Raw genomic sequence first — 11255 nt, forward strand, 5'->3', positions numbered from 1 at the left:
ACCATGCGCCTCCCCTTTGCCCGCTCGCTGACCACCTGCGCCCTGCTCAGCGGCGCGGCCCTGGCCCTCACGCCCCCGCCCGGCTGGGTCCAGGTCGGCCCGAACTTCTGGCGCGATGCCAGCGGCGCGTGCGTGCTGCGCGAGCAGGCCTACCCACAGGACTTCGCACCGATTCAGAGTCAGCAAGACGCCCTGAGCTTGGGCAACAAGCTGCAAAAGACCCTCGCCAAAGAAGGCATGACCCGTCTCAGCATGCAGCCGGTGTCGCAGCAAAGCGACTGGAGCGTGCTGCTGGCCTACACCTATGCCCAGGGCGGCGTGAAATACCAGATCGCCCAGCTGTACCTCTCGCAGGGCGGCAAGCTGCACACGATTAGCGGCAGCAACGCCGAGAGCGAGGCCAGCGCCTGCGTGGGCGTGATGCGCAATTTTCTGAAAGGAAAATGACTCGAAAGGTGAGTTGATCGGCCAGTGGGCTGTGCCGAGCCTCTAAGCTGGGTCGAGATGCCGTCCCGCGCCCTGCCTGCCCCCACCCGCGCCGCCGAGCATCTGCGCGATCTGGCACTCGACCTCGGCTTCGACGTGGCGGGTTGGGCCTCGGGGCAGGTGCCGAGGAGCGCCTGGCAGAACTACGGCGAGTGGCTGGCCAGCGGGCGGCAGGCGGGCATGACCTACCTGGAAACCGGGGCGTGGCGGCGCGCTGACCTCTCGACCTCGCTGCACGCCGCGCCGCGCGTGGGCCAGGTGCTGGCGCTGGGCATCAGTCACGCCTTCGGAGAGGTGGCGGTGCCTGCGGGCGGCCTGCGCGCCGGGCGGGTGGCCCGTTACGCCTGGACACCGGATTACCACGCCCAGATCGAGCCGCTGCTGGAGAGATTGGTGAGCGAGGCCGCATCCTTGGGTATCCGGGCACGCGGCTACGTCGATCACGGCCCGATCATGGAGCGCGATCTGGGCGGGCGGGCCTTTCTGGGCTGGCACGCCAAGTCGGGCATGCTGGTCAGCACCGAACTGGGCGCGTTCGTGACGCTGGCCGCCGTGCTCACCGATTTGCCTGACCAGCCCGACGAACCGGCCCACCCTGACCGCTGCGGGCGCTGCACCCGCTGCATCTCGGCCTGTCCCACCGGAGCGATTGACCCGGACCGGGCCATCGACGCCCGCAAGTGCGTGTCGTACCTGACCATTGAGCACCGGGGGCCGGTGGACTGGGCCATGCGCTCCGGCATCGGCGGGTGGCTGCTGGGCTGCGACGTGTGCTGCGCGGTGTGTCCGTGGAGCGTGAAGGCCGGAGCGGTCGCTCGCAGCCTGACACCCGACCCCGACCTGGCCCACCCCGATCTGCTGGGCTTCTTCGGCATCTCGGAGCGCGAGTTCCTGCGGCGCTATGGCAACGCCGCTCACGCCCGCCCGCGCCGCAAGGGCATGGCCCGCAACGCCGTCACCGTGGCCGGGAACCTGCGCGAAGATCGGCTGCGCCCAGTGCTCGACCGAGGGATGGTTGACCCGGCCTGGGAAGTGCGTGAGACCGCCGCCTACGCCTTGATGCGCTGGGAAGACGTGGCGGGCCTGGACAAATTGCGCCGCGATTCGCATCCCGAAGTCCGGGCCGGGGCCGAGCGCGGGCTATCCGAACTGGGTGAGAACGGGGCAATTGCAAGCCGCTCGGCCACCCGCCCGGACCCAACCCCCTAGAATGCCTCACGTGCGCCTCGCCTTTATCGCTGACATTCACGGCAATCAGGATGCTCTGGAAGCGGTGCTGGCCGACCTTCAGGCACAGGGAGCCGAGCGGCTCTACGTCAACGGCGACGTGGTCAACCGGGGACCGGACAGTGTGCAGGCGCTCGAAACCCTGCTCAATCTGACGCCGCAGCCGATGTTCGTGCTGGGCAACCACGACGACCTGATGCGGCTGTGGCTGACCCGAGATGAGGCGCTGCCCGGCGACTGGTTCGATGATCCCTTCTGGGCCGCCACCGCCTGGAGCGCCGGGCAACTCGAACAGGCCGGGCTGATCGACGCCATGCTGAGCTGGCCGCTAACGCAGCACCTGAGCTGGAGCGGGATGCCCACCATCGAGCTGGCGCACGGCACCGCTGCCCACTACCGCGAGAGCCTCAGTCCCCACACCCCCGAGAGCCGCCTGATCGAATTGCTCGACGAATCGGGCACGGGCCTGCTGATCGGCTCGCACACCCACAAGCCAATGGTGCGGACCGTGGAGGGCGGGCGGCTGGTCCTCAATACCGGGGCGGTAGGCGCACCCTTCAACGAGGACCCGCGTGCCCAGTACCTGCTGCTCGACAGCGCCCAGGGCCGCTGGGAACCCATCCTGCGGGCCGTACCGTATGACCGCTCGGGGGTGCTCTCGCGCTTTGAGAAGAGCGGTCTGCTGGCCGAGGGCGGAGTCAGCGCCGAGATTTTCCGCGAGGAGGTCCGGCTGGCACGCAGCCTCTACACGCCGTACTGGATGTGGACCGAGAACGCCGGAAAACCCCGCACCCCGGAAAGTTGGAGTCAATTTCGGGCCGAGTTTCCCGAACGCTTCATGTAAGAGCACTCAGCCGTTCTTCGGAGCGGCGGGAACCGGTGAACACCGCTGGCTGCCCAGAAGTTTGAGCTGCATGATTGCCGCACCATCAACCAGAGCGGCGCAGCCCCTGATGCCGAAGGAAGCACTCGACCACACCGCGTGACTGGGCCTGAGCGCCCGAACTTCTATAGCCCCCCTTACTCCAGCACGTAGCGCAGGCCTTCCTCGAAGCCCACCCTGGCCCACTCGCCCTTACTCAGCACCACGTTGCGCCGCCAGGGCATCCACTCGGTCTGCCCGGTCACCGAGCGCAGAAACCCGCGCAGGCCGACCTCGATGCGGGTCGCGTCGCCTCCCTCCAGCAGGGCGCGGAGCTGCTCGGCAGCCAGCCCACGCTCCACCTGGCCGGTGACGCGCGCGCCGCGCACTTCCTCGGTGCCGTACGGCTCGATGTGAGCGCCGAAACCGCGCAGCAAAACCATGACCTCCCCGGCGGGGCGCGGACGGCTGAGCGTGATGTGCGCGTCGAACTCGAAGCCCCGGACCCCTTTGGACGGCGGCTCGGTGCTCAAGCGCTGGCCTCCGCAGGAGCAGTCTCGGGCGTGCCAGCCTCGAGCGTGCTGAGGCCCGCGTCGAGCAGCTTGCGGTGGTGGCGCACATGGTAGGCCGCCATCCTCAGCCAGTCGAGAGCCGTCAGTTCGCCCATCGCGCCGTGCCAGAACTTGCGCTCCGAGCCGTCCTGCGCCCGCAGCGCCGCGCCCTGCAGAGCGGTCAGCGAGGCCGTATGACGCGCTTCGAGTTCGCTCCAAGCCAGCCCCTCCCCGGGCACGGTGCCGGGGGGGGCCAGGCGGCGGCCCTGCGCGTCGGGCTCAATCACCTGCTGCGGCGTGGGTCTCAGCGGCTTGTCGGAGAGCAGCAGCGCAGCCACCTTGGCGCTGCCCTCATTTACCAGGATGGTATGCTCGACTTCCTGCGCGGGCGTCCAGGTGCGCTCCGGCAAATGGGTGTGCCAGTACGGCTGGGCGCGGGCCACCGACGCCGTGAACTGGCTGGACTCGCGCTCCAGACGCTCGGACACTTCCGCAGGCGTCTTGCCGAAAGCCCGCAGCCAGGCAAGGCGATGATCGTATTCGGTTTGGGTCATGAAAGCAGTTTATCCGGGTTACGGGCCGCAGGTGCGGTAGGGCCGGGCCGCGTGGTGCAGCAAGCGCTGGGGCCTTTGCCACCGAACACGCAAAAAGCGCGAGGTCGCCCCCACGCTTTTTGAACCTGATGAAGTCGGCGCTGCAACCGCGCCCTTCCTTTCATTTTTTTAGTACGGCTGGGCCTCGCGGCTGCGGTCCTGGGCCTGCTTGACCGCTCCTTCCTCCGCCTGCGCTTTGCTCACATTCTCTCTGTTCATCTTCGCCTGCGCCAGACCGTCTTGCACGCGCTGGCCGTAGTCCTGATCGCACTTGAAGAACAATTCGACCATCTTGTCCTGAATGACCTGCTGAGCGCCACTCAGGTTGGCGACGATATTGCTGATCAGCTCGTCGCGCTCCCAGGTCTCGAAGGTGCGGTAGCGCTCGCCCGCCTGACCGAAATCATTGGTGCGGTCGATCGTTTGGCGCACCAGGTTGCCCTCCACGCGCGGGCTGTGATCCGGCAGATCGCGGGGCGCTTCCTTGAGGGCGCTCAGGTTGCTCGGCTCGTAGTTGACGTGGTTGTTCTGGCCCTGGGCGGTGTCGACCCGGTAGGTCATCTGGCCGTCACGCTGGTTGGTGGCCGCCTGCATGCGCGGCGCGTTGATCGGCAATTGCAGGTAGTTGGGGCCGACCCGGTAGCGCTGGGTGTCGGAGTACGAGAAGGTGCGGCCCTGGAGCATCTTGTCGTCGCTGAAGTCCAGCCCGTCCACGAGGACGCCGGTGCCGAAGGCGGCCTGCTCCACCTCGGCGAAGTAGTTCTCGGGGTTGCGGTTGAGGGTCATCTTGCCGACCTTCAGAAACGGGAACTGCTCCTCCGGCCACAGCTTGGTGTCGTCGAGCGGATCGAAGTCGAGTTCGGGATGCTCGCCGTCGCTCATGATTTGCACGCACAGTTCCCACTGCGGAAAGTCGCCGCGCTCGATGGCCTCGTAGAGGTCCTGGGTAGCATGATTGAAGTTCTTGGCCTGAATCGCCTCGGCCTCGGCCTGGATCAGGTTGCGAATTTCCTGCAAAGGCTCCCAGTGGTACTTGATCAGCACGCCCTCGCCCTTGTCGTTGACCCATTTGTAGGTGTTGACGCCCGATCCCTGCATCTGGCGGTAGTTGGCCGGAATGCCCCAGGGCGAGAACAGGAAGGTGACCATGTGCATGGCCTCAGGCGTGTTGGAAATAAAGTCGAAGATACGCTCGCCGCTCTGGCGGTTGTGCACCGGGTCGGGCTTTTGCGAGTGGATGAAGTCGGGAAACTTGATGGCGTCGCGGATAAAGAACACCTTGAGGTTGTTGCCGACCAGGTCCCAGTTGCCGTCCTCGGTGTAGAACTTGACGGCAAAGCCGCGTGGGTCGCGCAGGGTCTCCGGCGAGTGGGTGCCGTGCCCCACTGTCGAGAAGCGCACGAACACCGGGGTCTCTTTCCCCGCTTCCTGAAACAGCTTGGCCCGGGTGTACTTGCTGATGGCCTCGTCGCCGACCTTGCCGTACGCCTCGAAGACGCCGTGCGCTCCGGCCCCGCGTGCGTGCACCACCCGCTCGGGAATGCGCTCACGGTCGAAGTGGCTGAGCTTTTCCATCAGGTGGTAATTTTCCATGGTGGTGGGGCCGCGACTGCCCACCGTGCGCGAATTCTGGTTGTTGCTGACGGGATGGCCCTGGCGGGTGGTCAGCGTATTGCTCTCGGCATGGGCAGAACCGTTTTTCTCGATCATGAAAACTCCTCGTGTGGGTGCACCGCAGTGAAGTGGGCGACGGTCCGGTACATACTTAGTCGTCTAAATACTACCATATCCGCCCTTCTGTTTCAAAGGCAGCCGCTCCAGGCAACACCGACAATGCAGGTCGCATTTTATAGAAATGCCGCCTCCGACTCGGTAGGCTGGAACCGAGTCGGAGGCGCGGGTAAAATCCGGGGCGGCGAAGTTACAGCCGCGTACCGGGCGGAGCGCTCAGCCCCTGACCAGCTCGATGCCCGCCAGCTCGTCGACCTTGAGACCCCAGCGGTTCATCTCGGCCACGAACGGATCGGGGTCGAACTCCTCGACGTTGTGCACGCCGACCTTGTTCCAGACGCCCGTGAGCATCAGCGCCGCACCGATCATGGCCGGAACACCAGTGGTATAGCTGACGCCCTGCGCCTGCACTTCTTTGTAGGTCTCGGCGTGGTCGCAGACGTTGTAGACGAAATGCACCTTCGGCTGGCCGTCCAGCCCCAACCCCTTGGCCTGCACACCGATGCAGGTCTGCCCGGTGTAGTTCTCAGCCAGCGATTCGGGCGCGGGCAGCACGGCTTTCAGGAACTCGATCGGCGCGATCTTCTGGCCCCGGAAGTCGATCGGCACGATGCTGGTCATCCCGATGCCCTCCAGCGCGCTGAGGTGCTTGATGTAGCTCTCGCCGAAGGTCATCCAGAAACGGGCGCGCTTGATGGTCGGGAAGTTGAGCACCAGCGATTCGAGTTCCTCGTGATACAGCACGAAGCTCTTGCGGGTGGCGACCTTGGGGTAGTAGATATCCTGCGAAATCTCCAGCGGGGCCGTCTCGACCCACTCGCCGTTCTCGAAGTAGCGTCCGTTGGCGGTAATTTCGCGGATGTTGATTTCCGGATTGAAGTTGGTGGCAAAGGCCTTGCCGTGGTCGCCGTTGTTACAGTCCACGATGTCGAGATAGTGGATCTCGGAGAAGTGGTGCTTGGCGTGGTGGGCGGTAAAAATGTTGGTCGCGCCGGGGTCGAAGCCGCAGCCGAGCAGCGCCATCAATCCGGCTTCCTCGAAACGCTGGCGGTAAGCCCACTGCCAGGAATATTCGAACTTGGCCACGTCGAGCGGCTCGTAGTTGGCCGTGTCGAGGTAGTGCACCCCGGTTTCCAGGCAGGCGTCCATGATGGTGAGATCCTGGTAGGGCAGCGCCACGTTGATGACGAGTTCGGGCTTGAAGCTGTTGAACAGTTCCACCAGCGCTGGAACATTGTCGGCGTCCACACTGGCGGTGCTGAAGCGGGTCTTGGAGTCCGGCAGGTGCCGGTGAATCTCGGCCACGATCTTGTCGGCCTTGCTGACGGTGCGGGTTGCGATCAGCACTTCGGTAAACACGCTGTCGTTCTGGGCGCACTTCTTGGCGACGACGTTGCCCACGCCGCCCGCGCCGATGATGATGACTCTGCTCATGCCGAGCAGTCTAAGCGATTCTGGAAGAATGGGCGGCCCGTCAAGCCAGCAAAACGCCCCCAACGAGGGGAGCGCCGTGCTTGCCATGATTCGCTGGGCTTACTTGTTGAGGTTCAGGCCCACCAGCACCGGGTCATGATCGCTGGCGCGGAAGGGGCCAGGGCCGAAGAGGTCCTGCCCCGTGCAGGTGTTTCCCTTGGGCGTGTTGACGACGCAGCCGGGCACGTTCTTGAACTCGAAGTTGTAGTCGGCCACCGTCGGCTCGTCACTGTTGATGTGCCATTCGGTGATGCCGGTCACCTGACTGCTCAGGCTGGCGCTGGCGAGCGCGTGGTCGAGGTAGCCGAACTGTCCGCTGAACTGGTAGCTGTAACGCTCCGCAGCGGGAATGCGCTTGTTGAGGCTCTCGAAGTTGCCCTTGACCAGCGTCTGAATCGGGTCCTCGTCGCCGTAAGCGTTGAGGTCGCCCATCACCAGCACGTCGGGATCATTGCTGAGGGTCTTGAGCTTGTCCACGAAGGTCAGCACCGCCGAGGCCTGCTGCACCCGCAGCTTGTTCCAGCAGCCCTGGCCCAGATCAGGGTCGGCGTTCTCGCAGCTGCCCTTGCTCTTGAAGTGGTTGGCGATCACCGTCAGCACGCCGCCCTGGGTGTCCTTGAAGGTCTGGGCCACCGGGGGGCGCGAGTAGACGGGGTCGGTGTCGATCTGGACCGCGCCCACCGGGGTCACGCGGGCGGGCTTGTAGATGATGGCGACGTGAATGGCGTCACTGCCGACGGTGCCAGTCTTGACCAGATCGTAGGTACCCGCACCGACTTCCTTGTTGAGCGCCGCCACCAGCGCCGTGAGGGCCGTGTCGCCGTTGTTCTCGACTTCCATCAGGGTCACGATGTCGGCGTCAAGCCCTTTCAAGGACGCCACGATCTTGGCCTGCTGACGCTCGAATTCGCCCGCCGAGTTGGCTCCGCGCGGCCCGGTGCTGCTGTAGGTGGGATTGAGATCGGTGAAGTAGTTGAGCACGTTCGCGCCCGCCACCCTCAAAGTGCCGCCCACCGCTGCGGGTGCGTCCGGGCGCGGGTTGGCCGCTGAGAAGACCGGCGCTTCGACGGGTTCAAGCATATAGCCGCCCGCGTTCTGCACCCACACGCCGCTGACGCCCGAGACCGTATCGCCGGTGCGCCGAGTCTGCTGACCATTCTTGTCAGCACCCAGGTACGGCAGCGCCGCCGGGTTCTGGGCGCTCACACCGTCGTCGATGACGATCTTGCGTTCATCGTTGCTGGCCTGGGTCGAGGTGTCGTTGCCGTTGGTGGGGTTGAACAGCCGCCCACCTGCGCTGAGGCCGAGCTGCCCATAGCGGCCGTAGCCGAAGTTGTCAGTGACGGTCAGGGACTGCGGAAAATTCAGGCGCATGCCCTCGTACTTCTCCCAGCTGCCACTGTAGGGCAGGGTCACGGTGATGGCCTTAGGCAGCGGCTGATTGGAGGCCACCACCGTCTGGGCCGTCACGGTGTCGAGCTGGGTGCCCTTGGCGAACTCCTTGACGGTGCCGCTGACCTGCACCCGGTCCCCGACGTTGACCTGGCCGCAAGTCGTGACGCTGCCGCAGAACACGAACAGCCCCTCGGAGGTGTTGGGGTCGCTGTCGGCCACGCTGTCGGCGTCCTGCACGGCGTAGCCGCTGAGGCTGGGAAAGACCCCCACCACGATGCTCTCGATGCTGACCGCCTGACCGACTTTCGGCGAGGCCACATCGGCGTCCAGCGTCGCGCCCTGAATGTCATGAATGCGGGTGCCGCCGTAGGGCAATTCGGGCGTGACGAGTTCGGCGCAGGCGCCCAGGCCGAGGGTCAGCAGGGTCAGAGCGGCGATAGAAAAGGGTTTTGTGGGCATGGATTCTCCTGAAAGGCGAGCGGGAAGACTGAGGCGAAAGGGGTTCGCCTTCCACCTTAAGCGAAAAGCGTCAGCCGGAGGCCAGCCGTTCATGACTCCTCGTTCATGAGAAGGTGGGGCATGAGAACGCGCGCGCCGGGGTAACCTGAGTGATGCGCTCGCCGCCACCCTCCCCGCTGGCCGCCGTCATCACCGCTGGCGGCGCGTCAAGGCGCTTCGGCAGCGACAAGGCACTGGCCCGGCTGGACGGACAAACGCTGCTGGAACGGGTGGCCCTGAGCTTGCCCGCCTGCTCGCCACGTTTGATTGTCACGCCGCCGGGCAAGTACGTTCTCGGCGGCTGGCTCCCCGTGCCCGACACCCGCCCCGGCGAGGGGCCACTGGCCGGACTGGAAGCCGGGCTGGGCGCGCTGGACCCCGGCACCTGGACCGCCTTCAGCGCCGTGGATTTGCCACACCTGACGCCGGAATTCTGGCGGCGGCTCGCAGCCTTCGTTCGGCCCGGCGGGCAGGTGGTCATCGGCCTGAGTGCCGACGGGCGCAGGCAACCGCTGGCGGCGCTGTACCACACCTCTGCGCTGGGACAGGTCACGGCACTGCTGGACGCGGGTGAGCGGCGCATGCTGGCCCTGCTGGAGCGAGTCCGCGTCGTGGAGGTCAGCTGGGCCGAGCTGGAAGAAACCGCGCCACGGGCCTACCGAAACGTGAACCGTCAAGAAGACCTCGGCTGAGCGCCGAAGCTAGACCTTCTGGAACAGGCGGCTGGAAACGTAAGCCCGCCAAGCCGGAACGCTGACGAGTTCGCGCTCCGGGTAGCGCAGAGCTGTCAGCGCGCCGCCGTAAATGCAGCCGGTATCGAGGTTGAGCGCCTCTCCCCTGCCGGGCTGCCCGGACCAGCGGGGTCGCCGCACTGGGCTGTGGCCGCTGACGATCAGGTGCGGGCCGCCGTGCCGCGCCGCCCAGTCCTCGCGCCGCAGGTGGCCGAAATCGTCGAGCTCGCCAGAGTCCAGGCCGTGCACGTTGTAGTCGTCGCGCTCGCTTCCGCGCAGATCGGCCCGGTCCCCGGCGTGGGCGACGAGCAGGCGGCCCTCGTCGAGCGGGAGGCGCGTGGGCAGGTTCAGCAAGAAGGCGGCGGCGCGGCGACGAAAGGCGGGCGACTCGCCCGAAAGCTGCACCAGGCTCTGCACCAGGCGGGGACTCGGCTTGCGGACGTGCGCGCCCGACAGTGCCTGGCCCAGCCGCTCGTCGTGGTTGCCGCGTGCGGCCAGCGCCTGACCCGCCGACACGGCCTGCATTATCAGTTTCAGCACGCCCGGCGTGTCCGGCCCCCGGTCGACCAGATCGCCCACGAACACCAGTTGACGGTCAACGGGCGGCGTGAGGCGCAGCTCCCCGTCCACCCCGTAGCCCAGCTTGGCGAGCAAGGTCAGCAGTTCGGGCAGGCAGCCGTGAACGTCACCGACGATGTCGAACCCGCTCACACTCAAAAGAGCTGCCCGCCCTCGCGCAGCAGCATCGGCGCGGCGAAATACCCTTCCGGCACCTCCGGCGACATCACGATGACCTGCGGCGGACAGGAATCGGCGCAGGCCCGGCAGCCGGTGCAGGCCGCCAGATCGAGATGCAGGGTGATCCGCCCGTCCGGCTCAACCTCGCGCTCGATGGCCTCGGTGGGGCAGACGTTGGTGCACACCGGACAGTCGATGCAGCCCGGCTCGATGCGCGGCGAGGCCCAGGCCACCAAAGTGTCGGGCGCGGGGGTGGGCTTGAGAGCCCGCCGCCGCCACAGCCACTCGGCGGGGCGGCGCTCCTCCGGCACACTCCAGTCCACGAACGGCAGCGGGCTTTCGGGAATGACCTGGGCCACCACCCGCCCGGCCCCACGGGCCAGCGCGCCGAACATGCCCCTACGCGAGACCTGCGGCCCCTTGAGCTGCTCGCCCGCCGCCTTGCGAATGCTGACGCGCGCAGGCCGCCCCGTCGCGGCCCGGAGCTGCTGGGCATCGGCCACCACCGCTGCCAGGCGCTCCGGCACGTCCGGGCGGCCTACCGCGCAGCTCGGGCAGTCGCCGTGCAGCAGGGTCAACTCGATATCCCAGCCGCCAGCGGCGACCACCGCGCTGGGCGTCACCCGGCCCAGGCAGGTCAGGCTCTGGCCGCCCGCGCCGCTCTGCGAGCAGGTCAGGGTGGCCCCGCTCTCGCCGTGCGCCTTGATGGCTCCCAGGGTGGCGGTCACGTCGTATTCGAGCGCGCCGGAAGGACACACCTGCACGCACAGCCCGCAACTGGTGCACTTGGCCGGGTCGATACTCACGCCGCGGTCAATGCTCACGGCCTCATGCGGGCAGACCTGCTGACACAGATCGCAGCCGCCCACCGCCATGCGCTCGACCAGACAACGCTGGCCGGTGTAGCGCGGCACCGGGTTGCCGTACTCGCCGAGCAATTTGAACATCCCTTCTAACATGGGCAAAGTAT

At 66.5% G+C, this 11255-nt stretch carries 11 protein-coding genes and 1 pseudogene; 5 read left to right on the forward strand and 7 right to left on the reverse strand.

Annotated features, from left to right (window positions below; translation table 11 throughout):
* Positions 1 to 3 precede the first annotated feature (3 nt).
* Genes GUI70_RS04575 through GUI70_RS04585 form a run of 3 tightly spaced genes read left to right on the forward strand, consistent with a single transcriptional unit; the run spans position 4 to position 2557 of the window.
* A complete protein-coding gene (locus GUI70_RS04575; protein ID WP_161881131.1) occupies positions 4 to 447 on the forward strand; it encodes a hypothetical protein in 444 nt (147 codons plus the stop codon).
* 57 nt (positions 448 to 504) lie between these two features.
* Positions 505 to 1695, forward strand: coding sequence for a tRNA epoxyqueuosine(34) reductase QueG (gene queG / locus GUI70_RS04580; RefSeq protein WP_161881132.1), 1191 nt, complete (start codon positions 505 to 507; stop codon positions 1693 to 1695).
* 1 nt (position 1696) lies between these two features.
* Positions 1697 to 2557 (forward strand): metallophosphoesterase family protein, encoded by an 861-nt coding sequence (locus tag GUI70_RS04585; RefSeq protein WP_161881133.1) that lies wholly within the window; start codon positions 1697 to 1699, stop codon positions 2555 to 2557.
* Between the two features lie 176 nt (positions 2558 to 2733).
* On the opposite strand, the gene GUI70_RS04590 is transcribed toward GUI70_RS04585, so the two are convergent.
* The 3 genes from GUI70_RS04590 to GUI70_RS04600 all read right to left on the reverse strand — a co-directional run bounded on the left by GUI70_RS04590 (position 2734) and on the right by GUI70_RS04600 (position 5387).
* The gene (locus GUI70_RS04590; protein WP_161881134.1) at positions 2734 to 3108 is read right to left on the reverse strand and encodes a hypothetical protein; all 375 of its coding nucleotides are present in this window, start codon (positions 3106 to 3108) and stop codon (positions 2734 to 2736) included.
* A complete protein-coding gene (locus GUI70_RS04595; RefSeq protein WP_161881135.1) occupies positions 3105 to 3680 on the reverse strand; it encodes a DinB family protein in 576 nt (191 codons plus the stop codon). The genes GUI70_RS04590 and GUI70_RS04595 overlap by 4 nt, the downstream gene beginning before the upstream one ends.
* A gap of 168 nt (positions 3681 to 3848) precedes the next feature.
* The gene (locus GUI70_RS04600) at positions 3849 to 5387 is read right to left on the reverse strand and encodes a catalase (RefSeq protein WP_497747232.1); all 1539 of its coding nucleotides are present in this window, start codon (positions 5385 to 5387) and stop codon (positions 3849 to 3851) included.
* Between GUI70_RS04600 and GUI70_RS26110 the strand changes: the two are divergent.
* A pseudogene (locus GUI70_RS26110) lies at positions 5387 to 5431 on the forward strand (hypothetical protein); the annotation flags it as partial. The gene GUI70_RS04600 and the pseudogene GUI70_RS26110 overlap by 1 nt on opposite strands.
* 235 nt (positions 5432 to 5666) lie before the next feature.
* Here GUI70_RS26110 and GUI70_RS04605 read toward each other — a convergent pair.
* Together GUI70_RS04605 and GUI70_RS04610 are read right to left on the reverse strand one after the other, a co-directional pair.
* Positions 5667 to 6884 (reverse strand): saccharopine dehydrogenase family protein, encoded by a 1218-nt coding sequence (locus GUI70_RS04605; protein ID WP_161881137.1) that lies wholly within the window; start codon positions 6882 to 6884, stop codon positions 5667 to 5669.
* 99 nt (positions 6885 to 6983) lie between these two features.
* Complete coding sequence (locus GUI70_RS04610) at positions 6984 to 8777, reverse strand: ExeM/NucH family extracellular endonuclease (RefSeq protein ID WP_237724698.1); 1794 nt, start codon at positions 8775 to 8777, stop codon at positions 6984 to 6986.
* 152 nt (positions 8778 to 8929) lie between these two features.
* On the opposite strand from GUI70_RS04610, the gene GUI70_RS04615 reads away from it, so the two are divergent.
* A complete protein-coding gene (locus GUI70_RS04615; protein WP_161881139.1) occupies positions 8930 to 9508 on the forward strand; it encodes a molybdenum cofactor guanylyltransferase in 579 nt (192 codons plus the stop codon).
* 9 nt (positions 9509 to 9517) lie between these two features.
* On the opposite strand, the gene GUI70_RS04620 is transcribed toward GUI70_RS04615, so the two are convergent.
* Positions 9518 to 10258 carry a metallophosphoesterase gene (locus GUI70_RS04620; protein ID WP_237724722.1) on the reverse strand — a complete coding sequence of 247 codons (741 nt, stop codon included), beginning with the start codon at positions 10256 to 10258 and terminating at the stop codon, positions 9518 to 9520.
* Positions 10259 to 10260: 2 nt separating this feature from the next.
* Positions 10261 to 11244 (reverse strand): 4Fe-4S dicluster domain-containing protein, encoded by a 984-nt coding sequence (locus GUI70_RS04625; RefSeq protein ID WP_161881140.1) that lies wholly within the window; start codon positions 11242 to 11244, stop codon positions 10261 to 10263.
* Between the last annotated feature and the right edge of the window lie 11 nt (positions 11245 to 11255).

The organism is Deinococcus alpinitundrae (genome assembly GCF_009982895.1).
In the GTDB taxonomy this organism is placed as follows: domain Bacteria; phylum Deinococcota; class Deinococci; order Deinococcales; family Deinococcaceae; genus Deinococcus; species Deinococcus alpinitundrae.